14 protein-coding genes and 2 pseudogenes are annotated in these 21,102 nt (G+C 51.4%); 3 read left to right on the top strand and 13 right to left on the bottom strand.

The genetic code is table 11. From position 1 onward, the window contains the following. Positions 1–916 precede the first annotated feature (916 nt). Together ACUHMQ_RS12960 and ACUHMQ_RS12955 are read right to left on the bottom strand one after the other, a co-directional pair. A pseudogene (locus ACUHMQ_RS12960) lies at positions 917–1,186 on the bottom strand (IS3 family transposase); the annotation flags it as partial. A gap of 31 nt (positions 1,187–1,217) precedes the next feature. Further along, on the bottom strand, positions 1,218–1,793 hold the full coding sequence (locus tag ACUHMQ_RS12955) for a recombinase family protein (protein WP_445295884.1): 576 nt from the start codon (positions 1,791–1,793) through the stop codon (positions 1,218–1,220). Between the two features lie 136 nt (positions 1,794–1,929). Here ACUHMQ_RS12955 and ACUHMQ_RS12950 point away from each other — a divergent pair, with 136 nt between their 5' ends. Both ACUHMQ_RS12950 and ACUHMQ_RS12945 read left to right on the top strand, forming a co-directional pair. Further along, a complete protein-coding gene (locus tag ACUHMQ_RS12950) occupies positions 1,930–4,896 on the top strand; it encodes a Tn3 family transposase (protein ID WP_445295883.1) in 2,967 nt (988 codons plus the stop codon). 22 nt (positions 4,897–4,918) lie between these two features. Beyond that, positions 4,919–5,647 (top strand): annotated as a pseudogene (locus tag ACUHMQ_RS12945) (YoaK family protein); the annotation flags it as partial. Between the two features lie 38 nt (positions 5,648–5,685). Here ACUHMQ_RS12945 and ACUHMQ_RS12940 read toward each other — a convergent pair. Further along, complete coding sequence (locus ACUHMQ_RS12940) at positions 5,686–6,027, bottom strand: hypothetical protein (RefSeq protein ID WP_445295882.1); 342 nt, start codon at positions 6,025–6,027, stop codon at positions 5,686–5,688. Then, positions 6,024–6,935: a helix-turn-helix domain-containing protein gene (locus tag ACUHMQ_RS12935; protein WP_445295881.1), complete on the bottom strand. Its 912-nt coding sequence runs from the start codon at positions 6,933–6,935 to the stop codon at positions 6,024–6,026. The genes ACUHMQ_RS12940 and ACUHMQ_RS12935 overlap by 4 nt, the downstream gene beginning before the upstream one ends. Before the next feature lie 768 nt (positions 6,936–7,703). Between ACUHMQ_RS12935 and ACUHMQ_RS12930 the strand changes: the two genes are divergently transcribed. Further along, positions 7,704–7,949, top strand: coding sequence for a hypothetical protein (locus tag ACUHMQ_RS12930; RefSeq protein WP_445295880.1), 246 nt, complete (start codon positions 7,704–7,706; stop codon positions 7,947–7,949). 356 nt (positions 7,950–8,305) lie between these two features. Here the strand turns inward: ACUHMQ_RS12930 and ACUHMQ_RS12925 are convergent, their stop codons facing one another. The 9 genes from ACUHMQ_RS12925 to ACUHMQ_RS12885 form a co-directional block, all read right to left on the bottom strand. Continuing rightward, positions 8,306–8,716: a type II secretion system F family protein gene (locus tag ACUHMQ_RS12925; protein WP_445295879.1), complete on the bottom strand. Its 411-nt coding sequence runs from the start codon at positions 8,714–8,716 to the stop codon at positions 8,306–8,308. Further along, positions 8,717–10,990: an RHS repeat domain-containing protein gene (locus ACUHMQ_RS12920; protein WP_445295878.1), complete on the bottom strand. Its 2,274-nt coding sequence runs from the start codon at positions 10,988–10,990 to the stop codon at positions 8,717–8,719. A gap of 3 nt (positions 10,991–10,993) precedes the next feature. Further along, the gene (locus ACUHMQ_RS12915) at positions 10,994–13,285 is read right to left on the bottom strand and encodes an RHS repeat domain-containing protein (RefSeq protein WP_445295877.1); all 2,292 of its coding nucleotides are present in this window, start codon (positions 13,283–13,285) and stop codon (positions 10,994–10,996) included. A gap of 924 nt (positions 13,286–14,209) precedes the next feature. Beyond that, positions 14,210–16,345, bottom strand: a complete 2,136-nt coding sequence (locus ACUHMQ_RS12910) for a peptidase domain-containing ABC transporter (protein ID WP_445295876.1) — start codon at positions 16,343–16,345, stop codon at positions 14,210–14,212. A gap of 101 nt (positions 16,346–16,446) precedes the next feature. Continuing rightward, on the bottom strand, positions 16,447–16,632 hold the full coding sequence (locus tag ACUHMQ_RS12905) for a hypothetical protein (RefSeq protein WP_445295875.1): 186 nt from the start codon (positions 16,630–16,632) through the stop codon (positions 16,447–16,449). Between the two features lie 82 nt (positions 16,633–16,714). Continuing rightward, positions 16,715–17,104 carry a hypothetical protein gene (locus tag ACUHMQ_RS12900; protein ID WP_445295874.1) on the bottom strand — a complete coding sequence of 130 codons (390 nt, stop codon included), beginning with the start codon at positions 17,102–17,104 and terminating at the stop codon, positions 16,715–16,717. A 188-nt stretch (positions 17,105–17,292) separates the two neighbouring features. Then, a complete protein-coding gene (locus ACUHMQ_RS12895; RefSeq protein WP_445295873.1) occupies positions 17,293–17,694 on the bottom strand; it encodes a hypothetical protein in 402 nt (133 codons plus the stop codon). A 184-nt stretch (positions 17,695–17,878) separates the two neighbouring features. Continuing rightward, positions 17,879–19,717: a DUF3857 domain-containing transglutaminase family protein gene (locus tag ACUHMQ_RS12890; RefSeq protein WP_445295872.1), complete on the bottom strand. Its 1,839-nt coding sequence runs from the start codon at positions 19,715–19,717 to the stop codon at positions 17,879–17,881. Between the two features lie 58 nt (positions 19,718–19,775). Beyond that, entirely contained in the window at positions 19,776–20,999 is a 1,224-nt protein-coding gene (locus ACUHMQ_RS12885; RefSeq protein ID WP_445295871.1) for an HlyD family secretion protein, read from the bottom strand. Positions 21,000–21,102 lie beyond the last annotated feature (103 nt).

Below are 21,102 nucleotides of genomic sequence, written 5' to 3'. Positions count from 1 at the left end.
CTTTTACAACCGCCAACGACGCCACTCTCGGCTAGGTAATTTGGCACCGGCGGTGTTTGCAGAAAAATTCAGCAGGCAATTGGTCTGCATTTGAAGTGGGTGTGTCTACGGTTGTCAGGACAGGTCATGATCCCGATTCACGGTAATAATTATCGACGCAACTGCATCGATATTAGTATTGATAAGCAACGTTTATGGATGCAACAGAACCTCAATAGGATTAACACTGGACCTATATGACGGACTATTTCTGGCTGCCTGTTGTAACTAAATAAGAGTCAAGAATTACCCACTCCATAGGTGTCTAAGTAATCCAGCCCAGAGAGATTGGCTTAGGATGACCCCCTGCTTTTAAGGAGCTGGAAGACACACAAGTTGGCATTGCTACCTAATTCTGTTGCCGCCATTTTCCCGCTGAGGGTTATTGAATGCAGGCAATTATAATGGACGTCTCGGATAGGTAGAAGTGGTCATGACTAACTAGCATGACGGGCTGTCCATTTTTGAGCTGGTACCGAACCTCCGCTTTACGCTCCTGCAGTGCCTCGCCAAGGGGTGCAAAGCTTACGGTATCGGTAATTTCGAGCACGGTATAAACATTTCCAAAAACATCTTGCGCAGGAAATATGCGCGTCACTTTCGTATTCACTATTTACCTCTTTTGGTACGTTTGGGGACCAAGAGGGCAAAATGAATAAGCACTTTGTCGAATTGGCAGGAAATTTCCTGATTCAACAGGCAACACTATGCGCCATGTCGGCCAACAACCTTACGTTTCCGGTTGTAATTAGAGTTTGTCAAACCTTTCAAGGACAAAGTTCAAATAAAAATCGGACGCGCCTTGTCGAACCCGCTAGTTCTGCTTTTGGCTGAGGCTGTGTAAAAACGGGGGGTGCGGACGATTTCTTGGACTAATTTATGTTGCGATGCCCAAATGGCGCCGATATTGGACAGGGCTCATAGCCCCCAGCGATATCTTGATGCGCCGCTCGTTATACCACCGGATGTACGAGTCTAGTTCATGCATGAATCGCTCTACCGTTGTGCCAACCCAGTCACCGCAATAGTACATCTCATTTTTCAGACGCCCGAAGAATCCCTCGCACGCTGCGTTATCCGGCGAACACCCTTTGCGTGACATCGACCGAATCAGCTTTGCATCGTGTATCCGCGATAACCATCCAGGCGTCGCCTCAGAAAACGGAATTTAAAGCACGTTAGGCTTTTGTCATGCCTGATGCTAGGCTCTTGGCTAGTAGTCTAGCTACCGTCGACGGGTGGACATTAAATAGCCGGGCCGCGTCAGCGGCAGTTTTCTGGCCAGAATGCACCAGTTGGATGATTTCCTGCCGCTGCCTTAATGTGAGCTTGGGGCGACGACCTCCTACACGCCCATCTTTGCGTGCTGCTTCCAGTCCGTTCTTGGTCCGCTCCCTCAGCATCGCGCGTTCGAACTCAGCAAACGAACCAACGATTTGCATCATCATGCGTCCCGCGGAAGTGGCAGTGTTGATGGCTTCGGTCAAACTCTGAAAGTTCGCGCCAGATCCTTCAATCTTCTCCAATATCAGCAACAAATCTTTGAGCGAACGTGTAAGGCGATCCAATTTCCATACCACAACCACGTCGTTCTTGCGGAGTTGGTCAAGAAGCCTATTCAGCTCTGGTCTATCCCACCGACCACCCGATGCTTTTTCCTGAAAGATCAACTCGCACTTTGCTGCTTTTAGGGCAGCGATCTGAGCCAGAGAGTCCTGCTCTTGTGTCGAAACACGTGCATAACCAATACGCATTATTGCAAAATCCTGTTGCCATCAGATTATATTTTGCAATATGTTTTTGCAACGCACAAAGCCATTTGTTTTGTCGCCTCGGCTGCAATAGCACAAACGATCGTTTGTGCACCGATTAATATCAGGAACGCTTCAATTGCCCCGACGTTCCATCCTGTCCGCCGCCGAGCGGGAAAGCTTGCTGGCGTTGCCGGACACCAAGGATGAGTTGATCCGTCACTACACGTTCAGCGAAACCGACCTGTCCGTCATCCGGCAGCGGCGCGGCACAGCCAACCGCCTGGGCTTCGCCGTGCAGCTCTGCTACCTGCGCTTTCCCGGCCTCATCCTTGGCGTCGATGAGCCGCCGTTTCCGCCCTTGTTGAAGCTGGTCGCCAACCAGCTCAAGGTCAGCATCGAAAGCTGGGACGAATACGGGCAGCGGGAGCAGACCCGGCGCGAGCACCTGGTCGAACTGCAAACGGTGTTCGGCTTCCAGCCGTTCACCATGAGCCACTACCGGCAGGCCCTCCACGCGCTGACTGAGCTGGCCATGCAAACCGATAAGGGCATTGTGCTGGCCAGCGCCTTGATCGACCATCTACGGCGGCAGTCGGTCATTCTGCCTGCCCTCAACGCCATCGAGCGCGCCAGCGCCGAGGCGATCACCCGCGCCAACCGACGCATCTACCACGCCTTGGCCGAACCGCTATCGGACGTGCATCGCCGCCGCCTCGATGACCTGCTCAAGCGCCGTGACAACAGCAAGACGACCTGGCTGGCCTGGCTGCGCCAGTCGCCAGCCAAGCCGAACTCGCGGCACATGCTCGAACACATCGAACGCATCAAGGCGTGGCAGGCACTCGACCTGCCTTCCGGCATCGAGCGGCTGGTTCACCAAAACCGACTGCTCAAGATCGCCCGTGAGGGCGGGCAGATGACGCCCGCCGACCTGGCCAAGTTTGAGCCGCAGCGGCGCTACGCGACCCTGGTGGCGCTCGCCATCGAGGGCATGGCCACCGTTACCGACGAAATCATCGACCTGTACGACCGCATCCTGGGCAAGCTGTTCAACGCCGCCAAGAACAAGCACCAGCAGCAGTTCCAGGCGTCCGGCAAGGCGATCAACGCCAAGGTGCGATTGTTCGGCCGCATCGGTCAGGTGCTGATCGAGGCCAAGCAAGCTGGCCGCGATCCGTTCGCCGCCATCGAGGCCGTTGTGTCCTGGGACGCCTTCGCCGAGAGCGTCACCGAAGCGCAGAAGCTCGCGCAACCCGAGGACTTCGATTTCCTGCACCGCATCGGCGAGAGCTACGCCACGCTGCGCCGCTACGCACCGGAATTATTGGATGTGCTCAAACTGCGGGCAGCGCCCGCAGCCAAGGACGTGCTCGATGCCATCGAGGTGCTGCGCGGCATGAACAGCGACAACGCCCGCAAGGTGCCTGCGGACGCGCCGACCGCCTTCATCAAGTCACGCTGGCAGAAGCTGGTGATGACCGACGCCGGCATCGACCGACGTTACTACGAACTGTGCGCGTTGTCGGAAATGAAGAACGCGCTGCGCTCCGGCGACATCTGGGTGCAGGGCTCGCGCCAGTTCAAGGATTTCGAGGACTACCTGGTGCCGCCCGCGAAATTCACCAGCCTCAAGCAGGCCAGCGAATTGCCGCTGGCCGTGGCCACCGACTGCGACCAATACCTGCATGAGCGGCTGACGCTGCTGGAAACGCAGCTTGCCGCCGTCAACCGCATGGCGCTGGCCAACGAGCTGCCGGACGCCATCATCACCGAGTCTGGCCTGAAGATCACGCCACTCGATGCGGCGGTACCTGACAGTGCGCAGGCCCTGATCGACCAGATGACCATGATCCTTCCGCGCGTCAAGATCACCGAACTGCTGCTCGAAGTCGATGAGTGGACGGGCTTCACCCGACACTTCATGCACCTGAAGTCGGGCGACCTTGCCAAGGACAAGAACTTGCTGCTGACGACGATCCTGGCCGACGCGATCAACCTGGGCCTGACCAAGATGGCGGAGTCCTGCCCCGGCACGACCTACGCCAAGTTGGCCTGGCTACAAGCCTGGCACGTCCGCGATGAAACTTATGGGGCTGCGCTGGCCGAGTTGGTCAACGCGCAGTTCCGGCATCCGTTCGCCGAACACTGGGGCAACGGCACCACGTCGTCGTCGGACGGCCAGAACTTTCGCACCGGCAGCAAGGCCGAGAGCACCGGCCACATCAACCCGAAATACGGCAGCAGCCCAGGGCGGACGTTCTACACCCACATCTCCGACCAATACGCACCGTTCCACACCAAGGTCGTCAACGTCGGCGTGCGCGATTCGACCTACGTGCTCGACGGCCTGCTGTACCACGAATCCGACTTACGAATCGAAGAGCACTACACCGACACAGCGGGCTTTACCGATCACGTCTTCGCGCTGATGCACCTCTTGGGCTTCCGCTTTGCGCCGCGCATCCGCGACCTGGGCGACACCAAGCTCTACATCCCGAAGGGCGAAGCCGCCTATGACGCGCTCAAGCCGATGATCGGCGGCACGCTCAACATCAAGCACGTCCGCGCTCATTGGGATGAAATCCTGCGGCTGGCCACCTCGATTAAGCAGGGTACGGTGACAGCTTCCCTGATGCTCAGGAAACTCGGCAGCTACCCGCGCCAGAACGGCCTGGCGGTGGCGCTGCGCGAACTGGGCCGCATTGAGCGCACGCTGTTCATCCTGGATTGGTTGCAAAGCGTCGAGCTGCGCCGCCGTGTGCATGCCGGGCTGAACAAGGGCGAGGCTCGCAATGCGCTGGCCCGGGCGGTGTTCTTCAACCGCCTGGGTGAAATCCGCGACCGGAGTTTCGAGCAGCAGCGCTACCGGGCCAGTGGTCTCAACCTAGTAACGGCGGCCATTGTGCTGTGGAACACGGTCTATCTAGAGCGGGCAGTAAACGGACTGCGTGGCAACGGCTATACCGTCGATGACACCCTGTTGCAGTACCTGTCGCCGCTTGGCTGGGAGCACATCAATCTGAGCGGCGATTACCTTTGGCGTAGCAGCGCCAAGCTCGGCGCGGGCAAGTTCAGGCCACTGCGCCCCATGTCAATGGTTTAGCAATTTTTGTAGAACGACTTCCATGCCAATTCACTACTCAAGAAAACTTACGGGAAGAAACCGAAGCAAAGACGCAAACAGGCAGCTCGGATTTATCTTGGCTTTCGTTGCAGGCGCTGTCAACGCAGGAGGCTTTCTAGCTATTCAGCAATACACCTCGCACATGACAGGCATTGTATCCGCTATGGCCGACCATATCGCCCTGGGCGCATATGACCTTGCGCTGGCAGGAATTAGCGCACTGTTTTCATTTCTTATCGGGGCGGCATGTTCTGCCGTGATGGTGAATTACGCTCGACGCCACAATATGCACAGCGAATACGCCTTTCCGCTTCTCGTAGAAGCAGGATTGTTGCTGTGTTTTGGCTTGCTAGGAGCTTGGCTTTCTGACATCAACAGCATATTTGTTTCCGTCACCGTGATGCTGCTGAGTTTCATTATGGGACTACAGAACGCACTTATTACCAAGCTATCCAGTGCGGAAATTCGTACGACTCACATCACAGGAATCGTGACAGACATTGGCATTGAACTAGGGAAACTCTTTTATTGGAACTGTGCACACCCCGATAATCCCTCGAAGGTAATGGCAGACCGACCGCGCCTGAAAGTACTGATCTCATTAGTCTGTTTTTTCTTTATGGGAGGCGTGACTGGAGCACTGGGATTCAAGCACGTCGGTTACGTTGCAACTGTGCCGCTAGCGTTGACGCTCATGGCCCTTGTTGTCGTACCAATCGCTGACGATCTCAATGATTTTGCTAAAAATCAAAAGAGTCGAAGGCGACCTTAACGTGCTTTATTTTCCGTTTTCTGAAGCGACCCCGAGAAGGCATCTCGCATTTCAGTGCTCCACACCACTGTTTCGTTCTCGTCGTTCGCCTCCAGGGCCGTCGCCCAGGCTTCATCGGGTCCCGGTCTGCCATCGGCAGATTCCAGCCGTTCCAATATGGCAGCCAGCGTCAGGCGTCCAGACAAGTCGCGTCGGCAGCGGTCCAGGGCACTCATCACCGCCCCAAGGGGATGTTTCAACAGGACTTCCACTATCGCCGCTTTGGCGTGTTCGGAAAGTAACGTGCCGGTCAGTTCGGCCGTGACGGTCAGGGCTTCCAGGATCTGAGGGGCGCTCATATCAACCCCTTCCGCTGCAGGATGGCCAGGGCACCGTTGTGGCTTTCCAGATTGGCCTGAGTGGCTTCTGCCTGCTTGGCGGCAGTCCCTGTCATTTGCTGGCCACGGCTGCAGTCAGTGCGTACACGTTGCAGGGATTTCAGCAGCAAGCCGATCGGATGGCGCTCCCGGACAAACCAGGCATCCTGGTGGCTCACGTAGTAGGCCGCCAGGGTGGGCGCTTCCTCGCCGACCTGTTTGACGATGTGTCTGACCTGGCTGTTCACCATGGCGCTGCGGATGGGGTCCACCCCATAGCGTTGCCAGTAGGCGGCGGCGTAGGCATTCCAGGTGGCGGTGTTCAAGGTATTGGAGGCGGCAGATTTAGGCTTCGTGGCAGCGCCCGGCAGGGTGTCTGCAAATACTGATGGTTCTACCTGACGGTTCAATGACGGTTCTTTATTAGAGCAATGTGCAACCGTTGCACCTACCCCCTGCAGGATTTGCACATTCGGGGGTGCAACCGTTGCACATGCAAAATCTGCACGTGCAAACGTTGCATGTGCAGAATCTGCACTTTCCAATGCATTGCCGCGTCCTGCCACGGGATCATTCACTGCGTTGGCATGCGGGTGTTTCTGCCGCACTCCCCCGGACGGAACATACTGGTCCAATGTCAGGGTGTACCGATTGGTCTGGCGGGTGTTGCCTTGTTGTCTTTGCTCGATCTGGAGCAAGCCATGATCGGCAAGCCAGGCGACTTGGTTGATGACAGAGCGAGGGGACATGCTGCACAAGTTGGCCAACTTACTCTGCCCTGGCCAGCACTCACCGTCTTCGTTGGCGTAGTCCGCCAGTTTCAGCAGGACCATTTTGGGGCTCAAAGGGATGGCCATACTCCATACATCGCTCATCAGCTTGATACTCATGGATTCACTCTCTTTCGTTTCTGATTCAGATGGGTATTCGGTTTCTTGCGGCAAGCCGATCCCCTTGCGCCCCGAAGGCGTTTGAAAATCGACGGGTGTTCGGTCGTGCATGCCAGTAGCGGCAATCCGGCAGAGGGTTGCCGGGGCTACTTGGCGATATCGCCAGCAAAGGTGTGCTGGCTGGGGCGTTACAGGGCCTAGCAGGCGCTCAATGCTGCTAATGGGCAAAAGCGTTACTCAGCCACGCTTACGGGGCTTGTGGAGCCTTGCAGGTTAACCCCCCCCTCCCTTTCAAAAAGCTGGCCATAAAAATGCGGTTAACCCGGCGGTCTAGGGCATGAGGGGTCAAAACTTTTGACCGCCCCCCCCTGGTGGATACGGACTGAATCCGCTGGAACCGTGCAGACCAGATAGGGGCTGGCCATACCGTTTCGGCAGCGCAAAAAGCAAAAGCCCCGAGCGGTGAGCATCGGGGCTTCATTTCTTCCGGGCGCGCGCTGGCAGCCATACGGCAATCCAAACACGCACTCAAGCGGAGTCAACAATTGATGAACAGATTATACGTCGGTAGTCTCGCACCGACAATGCTGCTGTCACCTGCAGATCCCGCACAAACAGTACTGCGAGGGGTTCTTACCGCTGGAAAACAAAAGCCCCGAGCTGGAGCTTCGGGGCTGCATTTTTTCCGGGCGCAACAAAGGTGCCGCACTGGCACCATTTTTACACGCACGGGGCGGAGTCAACATTGATGGGCGGAGTATACCCGCATTGGCTCGCTTGATGGCGTGCATATTGGTTTTCATCCACTTGGGCATCGGGCTCGCTCAAAAGCAAACGCCCGACTGGCAAAAAGCTCAGTCGGGCGCAGAAAATAAAAAAGCGCTGGAAACCACCTTTTCAGTGGATCAGCGCGTCGTTACTAGCTTCACATTTCGCCTAGGCGCAGCGGTAGAAAATAGCGGTTTTGAGATTATCACTCGCCGCCTAAACTTGCCTAGTTGTGACGTTCCCTAGCAGGAGATAAAACAGTTGTTAGAAGCCACCTCATCAGTGGATCAGCCCGTCGTTACTAGCTTAGAACGTAGAAATGGAACCTAGCGTTTTCTAGGATGCCACTGGTGGGCTGGTTTTGCACGTAAACCCAGCAATATTGGGTTATCCCTAATGCGGTGGAATCCTACGTACTCGTTACTCGAGTCGGATATGGTGTTTAAGACAATAGGGAAGCTATCGATACGCCCAAGCGGTGATTTTCCGGAAGCTTGACCCGGTAAATTAAGGTTGTTCGTTAGCAGATGAAACATCAAAAAGCCGGTGCGGATTGCTCCTGCACCGGCCTCTACTCAAAAGCACTTGATACTCAATCCAGTTTAACTGGAAGATGGGATTGCAGGTTTGCAGTGATCAAGTGCTTCTGCCTCGCCTTCTAGCGCTCTAATAAGGCAGGAAGCGCCGGGTGCTTGGGATTTATTTACTTCAGCTAATATTCTGTTCCTTTCGTCTACACTTAAGCTGCTAAAGAGCTTTGCGTACTCAACTTGAAGACGATATTCGCCAATAAGTGCTCCTTTGAGTAGCCAGTATTGTGCTAAGTCGGCAGCCCCGCTCGTTTTGTAATAGTAAAAGAGCGCTATAGTTGCCAGACCATCGCCATTGCTTGCTTTTTCGCTAAGCTTTATCAATACAGGGTCCTCTATGCCGCTATCGATTTTAGGTAAGAAAAAATAACCTAAAGCAATTACTGCGAATATCGAGATTACAATTACTAGCTTCTTTTTCATTTACCACTCACTTGAAGGGTAATAGGTCTTCCACTTTCCAGGGAAGTAGGGAACCCCTCTTCCGGTAAATGGAATTTTCATTGAATGCCAAGGACCTAAATCCCATTCTCCAGCGGTGAGCGTTCTAGAGTCTGGTGCAGTCACTTTGGTGTCTAGCTCTTGTGACAAGTTCTTAGCAATGTTTTTGTCACCTTCACCAGTTCTACAGGCATCAAGTGTAACTGGCATTTTATCTTTCCACTTTCCACTATTCCGGATGAGATCGGCCAGTTGTCTTGCGTCGAGTCCAGAAACGCGATCAGGATTACCGTGAGAATGAACCGTCAAAATACCTGGAATATCAGGAGCGGCAACTGCAGCTGGATAATTAGCGTCGCCCGGTTTCAGAAGAATCATTTTTTCCAGTCCCAGCGGATCGCTGAAGGACAGAGGGTTCCCGCCCACATAGACGAACGTATTAATTCCCCCTTCTAATCCAATCGGATCGGATTCCAAGTAACGGCCGTTCTTCGGGTCGTAGTTACGGAAGTAGTTGTAATGGGTGCTGGTTTCCTTGTCGAAATATTGACCAGGGAAACGTAAGTTGAAGGCGTACTTACCACCCGTGCCTTCCGGGTCTTCTTCAGCTGCAGAAGCACCGAAGGGCTCACCCAGCTGCCAGGACCAGATAGCGTGCTTGGTGGCATCGGTGATCAGACGCGGTGTACCAAGGTGGTCGGGATGGATGTTACGAACATCCAAACCGTTATCGACCAAGGCAATCGGAGTGTCGCCTAGGTAGATGTACTCGCGCTTGGTGACACCCAATTGGTCCGACTCGGCGATCAGTTGGCCCCATTGGTTGTAATGGAAGACCGTCGTGGTGCCCTGGAAGGTCTTGGCAACCCGCTCACTGTTCGCATTCACCGTGTACTGCGCACCCGATGCTTCAATCAAGCGACCGCGTGCATCGTAGGTGTAACTGCCACTACCACTGGTGCGGCTGCCATTGGCATCGTATTGGAAGACCGGACTATTACCACCAGGAATTGACGCTGCTGTTAGCCGATTACTCTTGGCATCGATATCTTGTATGAAAACCGCATCATCATCTCTAATCTGTTTCCGATTGCCATTTTCGTCGTAGCTGAAACCTGTGTCGGGCATGGCAAGGAAGCCGTTACGCGTAACGGTTACCCCGTTCCGCCAACTACTCAGGCGGTTCAGATTGTCATAGTCATAGCTATGCCTTAGTCCAACCGGCAGGCCGAGACGCTGCAGCATCCTTTCCCACCAACCGCCACTGACTTTCTGACTGGTGATCCGGTTGGCAGTGTCGTAGGACAGGGTAACCGTGCTGTCACCCATGCTGTAGCTGGTCATCCGGTTCAGGTTGTCGTAGCTGCTGGTGCGGACTTCACCATTGCCGTAGGTCCAACCCGTGATCTGTCCGAATGGCCGGTAGGTCAGGTTCTGGACGACAACTTTTTCCTCGCCGGTTCCCTGCTTCGTGCTGATCTTGCTGACTTGACCAGCAGCATCATAGGAAAAGGTAACGACGCGGCCGCTAGGGTAGGTTACCGTGCCGAGCCGGCCTGCAGTGTCATACCCATAGCCGGTGGTGTATTCCTTATTCCAGATCGTGCGCTTTTCGCTGGTGATCCTGTCCAGGATTTCATAGGTGTAAGCGATCTTGCCGCTGGCGTCGGTGACTTCCGTGACCAGACCTGCACCCGGCGCACCGTTTGGCCCATAGGCAAAGGTTTGTTCCTTGTTATCGGCAAACGTGATCTTCGTCAGGCGGCCTGTCGGGGTGTAGTCAAAGCGAGTGACTTGGCCTTTAGCGTCGGTTTTGGTCAGTATCTGTCCACCAGGACGACGGGTGTACTTGGTGACGCCGCTATCTGGGCTGGTGACTTGTAGGACATTACCCATGCCGTCCCGAACATAGGTGGTCACAAGACCACGCGGATCAGTCACGCTGGTGATGTTGCTCGCTGCGTCGTAGCCCAGGCGGGTAACGCCACGCTCGGGGTCGGTGATGCTGGAGACCCGGTTCAACGCGTCGTAGGTATAGGTAGTGACCCGGCCCAGGTTATCGCGGGCTTCGGTGCGGTTGCCGTTGGGGTCGTAGGCATAGCTGACCCAGCCGCCATCGGGGCGGGATTCTTTTTGCAGGCGGCCGAGAATGTCGAATTCACGGTCAATGCTACTGATGATGGTGGCATTGGCAGGGGTCACGAAGGCGCAAGCGGCGGCAAGCGCCAGCAGGCGTTTGTTTAAGCGGAGAGTCATGACTTAGCTCGCTTGGGGAATAGGTTGGGTGAGGGCGATCAAATCGGCTTCAATGCGCTTTGCCAGGGCACTGACGCTGCTACTGCCGGCCAAAACTTCTTCACGGGTACGGTTACCGGCCGGGTTCAGTACATAGCGAACGCTGTTGCCTAGCTTGTCGCGTACGCCAGTCAAGCGTCTCGCATCGTCATAGGTGTAGGTCAGCTGATTGCCATCGGGGGTGGTGACGGTGCTGAGCAAACCAGTAGGGGAGTAGGTATAGGTCGTCGTCAACCCACCGTCTGACTGGCTGAGCAAGCGCCCGCGCTGGTCATAAGTCAGGGTGATCACCCCGCCATTTGGACGGGTGATGCTGAGCGGGAGCCCATCGGCATTGTATTGGGTGTAGCGGGTGACCAAACCTGCAGGGTCGGTAGCTGTGGCCAAGTTGCCGGTTGCATCGTAGGTGTAGCGTGATACCAGTCCAGCTGGGTCGGTGCTTTCCGTCAACCGGTTCTGCGGATCGTAGCCCCAACGCCAGGTTTCACTGCTGTTGTTGCTCAGCGCAGTGACCACCTTGTTCGTCAGATTGCCTTTGGGATCATAGGTCAGGTCGGTACGGAGGCCCCCCTCAGTGATCTTGGTTGGCAGGCGGAGTGTTGGGTGCCATTCGTAATCGGCAGTTAAAGCTTCCGGTTTACCGGCAGCGGCAACACGCTGGGTGGTCAACCGTCGAGTTGCATCGCTCTGATACTGGGTCGCAGTGCCCAACCTGTCGGTACGTTTCGTCATCAGCCCGTTCGGGTCCACCTCGAACTGCTGTGTGGTGGTCGTGCAGGTTGGGCAGGATTCGGTAAGGGTCTTCAGCACCGTCCGGCCTTTGACAGACTGGAACGTGTAATTGGTGGTTAGGCCCAAGACGTTCACTGCCGTCGCCTGCGTGCTATCGGGGTAGCTGATCGTTACCTTTTCTGCACCACCGCTATGCTCGCTGCTGATGGCGCGGCCTTGTGCATCGTAAGCCCAGGTGGCGAAGCGGATACCGGCTTCATCCTTGATGCCTGTCAGGGCATTGGGAAGGCGGGTGTCTTCGTAAAGATACTCGCGCGTCTTGCCATCCGGATAGGTCACGGTCGATAGCCGGCCTTTAGCATCGTAGCCATAGGCAACGGCCTTTTGGGCTGGATCTTTGATCGACGTAACGCGTCCCAGAGCATCGTGGGTGTAGGTCAGCACACGAGCATTGCTGTCGGTAATCGTCGTTAGCTTGCCGGCCGTATCGTAGGCATAGGTCAGGGTATAGCCATCACGTTGCTGCACACTCAGCAGACGGCCATTCAGGTCGTACAACTCAACGCTATTGGCTGGCGTGGTCAGCTGCAACCGGTCTGCTGTGATCTGCAGGTTGTAGCCCAAGCCATTGTGGTCCGCGCCGCCACCCACCAAGGGGAAGCTGATAATTTTGCCGTCGCCACGTGTGGCTTGCCATGTTTCACCGACATCAACTCCGCTGCCTGGTGTAGAGGGTCCGCCAGGATTGGTGACTGGACCGGAGCCGCCAGTTGGAGCTTCGCCATTGAGATAGACGACAACGGCGCCTGGTAATGAACCTGGCTTCTTCTCGAACTTGGCTAACTGCCTGATATTGGCGTCATTCCAGATGCCAGTGAGGCTGTTGTAATGGCGGATGATGCTCAGGCGATTTGCGCCACCACCTTGATAATCCACTTCCGTTTGGAACTTGTTGCCAGTACCCGGCTGGATCGGATTACCGCATTCTGCAACAGGCGGTTCTGGCACGTCATCATTGCTACTGCCAGGGCAACCACTGCCAATATTGCCGCCTAACAGCAGATCACCGACCATGCCGCCATCGGTACTGCATTTGGCATGGGTATCTGCGTAATACAGCATGCCGGGAATAGACTTGGGTGGCGTCGGGCCAGAGAAATCGACACCGTTGATGACGCCTTTGAAATAGTTGTTGATAGCGACCTGATGCGTCTTGCAGCTATTTGAATAGTAGCGTCGCATGTTCATCGCTTTGACTTGGCGTTCCATATCGTCCGGCGACATGATCACTGCGGTGCCGCCATCCACTGAGACGATTTCACCGTTGACACACTTTAACGATGACATGGCCAATTCATAAGTACCGTCACCAAAATTATTGGATAGGGCAGCTACTTCCGCACCTATGGAAGGAATACCGTTTTTGGGATCGCAGGTTCCAGCTGCATAAGCCGTGCTGGATAACAAACCACCTGCCAGCGCGATAGCCACCGCGCGAGTAAGGGTGCTAGATGTAAAGTTCATTGAAGACATTCCTTACCTTCTATATGGGCCGCAGCCCGAGAGAGAATGACGAACTATCAGGAATTACGATGAAGCCCGCGTCAGATGAGCGCGCGGGATATGACTATTAGTGAATTCTAAAATTCATCGTATAGACAAGATTTAATGCTCTTGGAATCTTGCGGCGCGCAGACTAGCGGCCGTAGAAAGGGCTGTCAATTTGGCCCCAGCTGTGCCTTAAGTGACTTTTCTGCCTAAGTCATGTTGAAAGATGACAAGGTCTGAATATGACAAATTCAAGCTAAAGCTTGCCAATGCTGGGATAGGGGTTAGCCCGGATGTCAGGATATAGGTGGCATTTTCTATTGGCGAATACCGCTTACAAACTCTCGACTCTAGGGAAAATACCTACACATATTTACACCCTACCGTAGGGTGAAAGTTCGCTAAAAGAAAGCGAGGCATGCCTTTATGCTTAACGGAAATCAAGCGCAGCTTAAGTATTAGTCTCGTATTAGCATCAGAACTGGCATATATATGCAACAATGCTGCTTACAGCAATAGCGAATAAGAATCATGAATTGTCAAATTGCTATCTTCCCAAGATAAATTGTCAAACTGTCGCCATGAAAATGATGAGTAACACCTACTTAACACCACAGGCTAACATTGTACTGAGAGTAATGGGTGGGCTATTCCTTCTTCTTTTAATTTGGGATGTTTATTCATATTCAAAATTCCCAATGAAAAGTATAGGAAATGCCCTATTTCATGTGGGGTTGGCAGGTCTATTGGTTAGCATGTCACTAAAATCAACCAACAAAATTAGAATGCCTACCTATTGGACTGCAGTAGGAATGCTAATTCCATCAATTATCATCACTTTCTATTGTCTTTACGTTGAATATTCTGCTTTATGAGAAATCACGATATAGGAACATTTGACTAAACATTGTTTAGTTCAATGCTGTCCAATTCTGACACTTGATGAAAATCCTGCGTGATCTTGCCCTTATCGATTCGTATCACCCGCTGCGCCATGGCAATGGTTTCGGAGCGATGGGCAATCACTACCCGTGTCAGACTTAGACTGCGGATTGCTTCGTTAACTTGGCGTTCTCTGACGACATCCAAATGGCTGGTTGCTTCGTCCAGGAACAAGATACGGGGCTGTTTGTACAGCGCCCTAGCCAGCAACAGCCTTTGCTTCTGGCCACCCGATAACGCTGCACCCATATCCCCAATCAATGTCTGGTAACCCATCGGCATCGCTGAAATATCGTCATGGATAGCAGCAAGTCTGGCAACTGCTTCAACTCGCTCCTTATCGACCACATCGTTAAAGAAAGCGATGTTGTCTTCTATTGAACCGGCAAATAGCTGATCGTCCTGCATGACGGTCGCAATCATGTCGCGATAGCTGCTCAAGCCCAATCGCTTAAGTGGTACACCACCTACCAGCACATCCCCTTCATTGGGCTGAACCAGACCTAGCAATACCTTAAGCAAGGTTGTTTTGCCACAACCTGATGCACCCACAATCGCTACGGACTCTCCGGCATTGATGTGCAGATTCAACCCATCCAGCACCCAAGCATCCGTATCGGCATACCGGAAACGAATATTCCGCAATTCAATGCTGGGTAAGGCTGTGGTGAGTACTTGCCCTGCTTCACGATGGGGTTCTGGCTCGGTTAGTACGATGTCGGCCAAGCGGTCGCAATGTACCCGTAGCATGCGTATCTGAAAGAACAGATCGACCAGACTACCTACCCGGCCACTGAATTGGGCCTTGTATGCACCGTAAGCGAAGATCATCCCAATGGTGAATTGATTGTCCATCACCATCATTGCGCCAAAGTAAGTGACCAGAATGCCCTCGATGCCGAACACCAAGCCATTGGCCGTATGGAAGATCACCCCAAGCCTCTGGGTAGCCAATGCTCTGTTGGTGGTGTTTACAACCAGGTTAAGCCACTGGGAACGTCTTTGATCCTCCCTGTTAAAAAGCTTTATGGTCTGAATACCTCGGACTGACTCAAGGAAATGGCTCTGCTCCTTTGCCGAATGAACAATCTGTTCTTCATTCGCTGCTTTAAAGGGGGCATACGCCACCCAGCGTACCAAAATGTATATCGCAAGCGCTGTGAAGCTGATCATTGCGAGCTTGACGCTATAGAGCAGCATCATGCCTAGTGCGACGACCGCCATCAGACCGTCAAACAGCGCACTCAAGGCCGTCGTGGTCAAAACACTTTGAATGGCCTGGATAGAACCGAAGCGCGATACAACATCGCCCATATGGCGTGTTTCAAAGTACCGCATGGGTAAGCGGGTAAGCTTGGTAAACAGGCCGGAGACCCACTGCAGACTCAGTGTCGTTGAGAAATAGATGACAACCCACTCGCGAAAGGTCTGGATTGCCATCTGAATCAGCATGAGTAGGAAAAAGCCGATTGCCAGCACCTGCAACAGGTCTCGGTCCTGCGAGACGATCACACCATCAATCACCCACTGTTGGAAGAAGGGGGCAAGTACGGCCAGCACTTCCAAGCCCAGGGAAAGTGCAAGCACTTGGGCAATCGCCCTACGCATCCCCACTACTTGGCCTACCAGCTGGCCGAGCCGTATAGGCTGAACCTCTTCCTTCTTCTCGAATTGCGGCGTGGGGGACAGTTCAAGCGCGACACCCGTGAAGTGCTTGCTAACTTCCTCATACTGCAGCTTGCGTAGGCCATAGGCAGGATCGTGGATCTCCACCCATTTAGGGCCGGCTCTTTTCAGCACAACAAAGTGATTCAGATCCCAGTGCAAAATACAGGGCGTTTGAAGATGCTCTAGCGCATCAAGTTCCACCCGAAGCGGACGACCTGCCAAATGCAAAAGATTCGCGAATTGGATAACTTGACCGAGAGTCGCTCCCTTCAATGAAAGCGTAAACCGCCGACGAAGTGTAAGCAGGTCTGTGTGGTGTCCGTGATAGTTAGCAATCATGGCCAATGATGCTAAGCCACATTCTGACGCTTCCGATTGCAGGAGGATGGGAAGACTCTTTGAAAAGCGGAAATTCAATAGTGACATAACAAGCTATTTGAGATCGTATCGAAAATACTGCGTACTAATTTCTGATTATTTTGAAATGCAAAAGGTACACATTAAGTGTACCTTTGTATTACTAGCGGCTAGTCTATTGGCATTTCAGAATAACCTAGACCCAAATCATATTTATCTTCAGCAAATCGAGTATGCTCAGCTCTGCTGACACCTGGACTAAAGAAAATTGACATTTTAGCTGCGTAGTCAGCACCTAATGTCGATTGATTACCACCAGCAACAGCTTCAACTTCATCTACAAGCAAACTTCTCATTTTCCAACCTAGGTAAAACTTACTATTATTTAAAACACACTTGATTTCATGTGTGAAACGGAACCAACTTAAACCTTATGAATTAGGTTTCAAGATCCTGCCATTTTTTCGTACCCTTATTGCCATGCCCACCACTTACAGTGAAAGAACCGCCGCTGTAGCCGCCACTTGAACCAGAAAAGTTCATTTCTACTTTGTCACACAAACTACCTCTACCGCCGTTACCGCAGTAGTAGGTATCAATTGCGCTGAATGCCCAGCTGTCAATGCTTGCACCAATTGCAATGCCACCAGAAACGACAGCCACACCTTGTCCGCCTGGAGTTATCGCGGAAACGGCAGCGACAGCAGCAGCTCCCTGTGCAACACCGCTTGATGCATCGGAAATAACCTTTGCAACTGTTTGACCCTCAGAGCCGTTGACAAAAGCAATCTCTTCGCAAGTTAGAAGACGCATAGATTTGTTAAGCATGTTGCCTCTTGTAGATACCGGAAATTGGAAAAACTTACGTTAACCCGGTTTATAGAACGTAAGTAGGCGCATTTGATTCAGGCGTTAACCATTGATTTGGAATTGAGTGCTTGAATCAGATGCTAATACTAGCCTGACACATTACGCTTATATTTTAAATAGAACGTAAGAATAGTTAATCTAACAACTTAACTATTTTTACCCGAATTGCTGGTAGGCTTTGGTCTCTTTTCATTAAACTTTGACATATCAATTCTTCCTGAACCACCACTGCTGTTATTTGAGCTACCACCACCAAAATTCATTGGCACCTTGTCGCAAAGTGCGCCACGGCCGCCATTACCGCAGTAGTAGGTATCAATTGCGCCGAACGCCCAGCTATCAATGCCTGCACCAATTGCAACGCCTCCCGATACAAAGGCCACAGGTTGTCCGCCAGGAGTTAAAGCGGCAACTCCAGCGACGGCAGCTGCGCCTTGTGCAATACCGGTTGACGTATCAGAAATTACCCTAGCTACCGTTTGAGCCTCGGAACCACAGACAAAATCAATTTCTTCATTAGTAAGAAGACGCATAGATTTATTAAGCATGTTACCTCCTGTTAATGCCGGTTGTTGAAATGCTTACGTAAACCCGGCTTATAAAGCGTAAGCAGAAAATCTAATTCAATTAGAGCAATAATTTCAATTCAAAAAATAGTAACTGCAGAATTTCAAGCAATCAATACACTTTCTGAGAGAAATGAAAATATATGATTGCTTGAATTCTGAATAATTACCCTTTAATGACGAATTGGGCCTTCAAGTCACGCTGAATTAATTCGAGTGAAGGTTGCATGGCTTTGAATGCATCTGGCTGACACACCACTGTGCCTAATGGTTTAGATGCAATCTCACGTTTTGCATTTAGAATTTTTCCATTTAGCCTGTACTTTGACTGATAGGAAAAATACTTGTCCTCATGACTTAGGGACTTAGGCATATCAATTACCTTTACCTTGGGTGGAAGTTGGTAATTGACCTCTTCAGTAATCTTGCCGGAAAAGCACATGAATGGCTGTGTCCGATTTTCTTCTACTGCTAACTGATTAATTGCTGCAAACATCCCACCGCCGAGACTGCTGACAATTTGAACGCCCGTAGTCCCTGGTAGATTTATATATCCTGATAAATCCGCATTGTAATTAACGGATTGCTTATGAGTATTTCCTTGATCTTTGTCTAGATCGATGTAACCATTACCCTTGAAGTTGTTACGATGCAGTAAAGCACTAACATAATTGTCTTTCATCTCTCTCGTTAAATTGCGGAACTGGTATCTCGTCAATTCAGCAGTCCAACCTATGAGGTCTTCTTTTGCCTGCAGCTTAATATTCCCGTTCTCGTTAACTGAATAGTCAATCTTCACTTTCAGTTCACTGCGCTGCTCTATCGGAGTTCTGCTGATAACACCACTCTTTGTAAGTAATACGGGTTTATCCAACAGTAGCGGGGGTAAGTAGCCTGCCTCTACCGGTACAGCTGTCGTGTCTAAGTAGAGATTTAGTGATGGAACATAAGTGATTGCATGATTAAAAGCAGTCCATACAGGGACAGCAGGTAAACTGTAACTGTCGGTACTGTTTATTAGTGCTGTAGTGCTTTCAATACCAACCGCAGCAAGCATTGCCTCAAGCAATGTCGTATGGTCCTTACAGTCACCGTATCTATTACTTAAAACATCATCTGCTGCGTGAGGAACAACGCCACCACGTCCTAAGTAAATTGCGACATACCGAATGTTCTTCCTTACCCAATTCGCCAGAGTGATGGCTTTTTCTTCTTGAGTTGAAGCATTCTTTGTTAAGTCCGTTGCCAATTCAGCAATCTTATCTGTTGACATTGATTTTGTACTGGCGACTTTCTCATATTCATGTGCAATTGCTGCATAGTCTTTAAATGAGCTTACTTCGAGACGATTGCCATAGTCGCGGTAGGAGATAGAACCAGCCTCGATGCGGTGCTTGGGCATTAATTCATAATGCCATGCGTAAATCTTGCGGGCATTTTCTTCAATAACTTTATCGCCCTTATACCCATCAGCGATAAATGAAAGTTGCATGTTTGATGGGGCATCGAACTGAATAGTCGATTCTTTATAAGGATGAAATTGCGGTATTGTAAAATCGCTATAAAACCCCGGAAACATGGGTGACCGCTTACGAGAAAACTTGAAATACGTCCTGTCGCCAATAGCCAATTCGGGGAATATGACTACCTTATATTCACTGTCATTAAACATCGGTGCATTGAGTGAAGCAGGATCGGCTTGGGTCTTGATTTGATCCTGCGCTACAGTGATCTTTCTTCCATCTGGTTTGATGGTATAGGCTTCAAGCGAAATTAGTTTATCTAGTTGTTTATTTAGATAAAGGTACTGCTGACCCTTAAGCTTAAGTGCTCGTTCTTCATTCAGTAGATACTGCTGTTCTATGGTATCTGTATAGCTACCATCAGTTTCAATTTTGATGTAAGCATTGTCTTTCTCAATCAAGACGGAATTGTCATCGCCATTTGCTGCTGCAGTATATAGGGGCGCGACTAAGGATATCAGTGTTACAAATCTGAGTTTCATGGAGACCTTAACGATGGTGGTGTAGTACTAGTAGTACGTTAGGAATTCTTTTTAAAGACTAAATGCCTTTGATTGAAAATATCGGCTCAAGAATCCATTCAATGATTTTTCTCTTATCAACGAGAATGTCTGCTTCAACCGCCATATCAGGCATCAGATTTTCATAGTTTCCGTATGCCCGGATGGTTTGCTTTTCTGGAATAACAGTTATCCGATAGAGTGCTTCATTACCAGTTTGAGCCTTTTGATTGATGGCACTTTTCGAAATCTCTGATACCAGACCGGCATGCTGACCGAACTTTTGATAAGGGTATGCGAGGTATCGTAGGTTCACTTGCTGCCCTGTTCGGACAAAGCCAATCGCATTTGAGGGTGCATAGAAGTGTGCGACTAGCTTTGAACCTGTAGGGATTATGGAAGCCAGTGATGAGTCTCCGTTCACAACTTGACCCGCTTCAGCTTGTAATGAAGTGACCATCCCGGAAATGGGCGCAGTGATGATGAGTTCTCGTCTGGCTTCATACTCGGCTGCCTCTGCATCTAAAGTGGCAATGTGCCTTTCCAACGTGGAGCGCTTACTGACTTCACGCAAGGGTAGCGCTACAACTTCAGAACGAGCAGCCGCAATAAGGCTCTCAAGTTCCCCTATGCTACGTTGTAAGGCTGATAGACGCCCTTGCTGAGCTAGTAGCTCATCTGCTCTTTGCTGCACCTGGAGATCAGGCGCAAAGTTGGACTTGGCTAGCTCCTGATATTTTTTGTAAGTAGCGTCAGCCAGGGCAACACGGGACTTCTGACCAGTAACTTCCTCCTTTAATTGGAATAGCTGTATACCAAGATCAGACAGTCTCTGCTTTTGCGTGCTTAATTCCTTTTTAAAGAGTTCTGTTTGCGTCTGTAACTCATTATTAAGGCTGATTCGACGCTCAGTAATCGAACGTACTGTCATTGCTACCGTAGAACCCAATTGGGTGTGCCTTTCACTGGATAATGTGAAAAGCGCCTGACCAGCTTTGACGTTTTCTCCCTCTTTGATATGTCGGGTAACAACACGTCCTACCTGTTGAGGGTATATCTTTACCAACCCTGAATCTGGGACTAACGTGCCGTTACTTTTTATTTTTCGTGTGAAGTCTTTAAAGATTAACAGGCAAAGAACGGCGACAATTAGAACAGTGACTATGATCGAAAAATAGAGGAAGGATCGCGGCTGTCTTAATATGACCCTGCCGAAAACGTTGTGAGAGCGATGCTCATAAACTTCGTTACGAAACAACTTCAATGTTATCTACCTGATGCTAATTGGATAATTAGTAATGTTTTTAATTTCCAGCATTCTGTTGCAGATACAATTTTCCGGTCAATTAAAAATACCGACAGTTGTT

Source organism: Chitinimonas violaceus (assembly GCF_052601015.1).
This window is presented reverse-complemented; position numbering and strand designations above follow the sequence as displayed.

Excerpts from the sequence above, each read along its gene's own strand:
- ACUHMQ_RS12915 (WP_445295877.1), bottom strand. The coding sequence starts at position 13,285 with ATGAACTTTACATCTAGCACCCTTACTCGCGCGGTGGCTATCGCGCTG.
- ACUHMQ_RS12910 (WP_445295876.1), bottom strand. The coding sequence starts at position 16,345 with ATGTCACTATTGAATTTCCGCTTTTCAAAGAGTCTTCCCATCCTCCTG.
- ACUHMQ_RS12935 (WP_445295881.1), bottom strand. The coding sequence starts at position 6,935 with ATGAGTATCAAGCTGATGAGCGATGTATGGAGTATGGCCATCCCTTTG.
- ACUHMQ_RS12955 (WP_445295884.1), bottom strand. The coding sequence starts at position 1,793 with ATGCGTATTGGTTATGCACGTGTTTCGACACAAGAGCAGGACTCTCTG.
- ACUHMQ_RS12920 (WP_445295878.1), bottom strand. The coding sequence starts at position 10,990 with ATGACTCTCCGCTTAAACAAACGCCTGCTGGCGCTTGCCGCCGCTTGC.
- ACUHMQ_RS12890 (WP_445295872.1), bottom strand. The coding sequence starts at position 19,717 with ATGAAACTCAGATTTGTAACACTGATATCCTTAGTCGCGCCCCTATAT.
- ACUHMQ_RS12905 (WP_445295875.1), bottom strand. The coding sequence starts at position 16,632 with ATGAGAAGTTTGCTTGTAGATGAAGTTGAAGCTGTTGCTGGTGGTAAT.
- ACUHMQ_RS12900 (WP_445295874.1), bottom strand. The coding sequence starts at position 17,104 with ATGCTTAACAAATCTATGCGTCTTCTAACTTGCGAAGAGATTGCTTTT.
- ACUHMQ_RS12940 (WP_445295882.1), bottom strand. The coding sequence starts at position 6,027 with ATGAGCGCCCCTCAGATCCTGGAAGCCCTGACCGTCACGGCCGAACTG.
- ACUHMQ_RS12895 (WP_445295873.1), bottom strand. The coding sequence starts at position 17,694 with ATGCTTAATAAATCTATGCGTCTTCTTACTAATGAAGAAATTGATTTT.
- ACUHMQ_RS12925 (WP_445295879.1), bottom strand. The coding sequence starts at position 8,716 with ATGAAAAAGAAGCTAGTAATTGTAATCTCGATATTCGCAGTAATTGCT.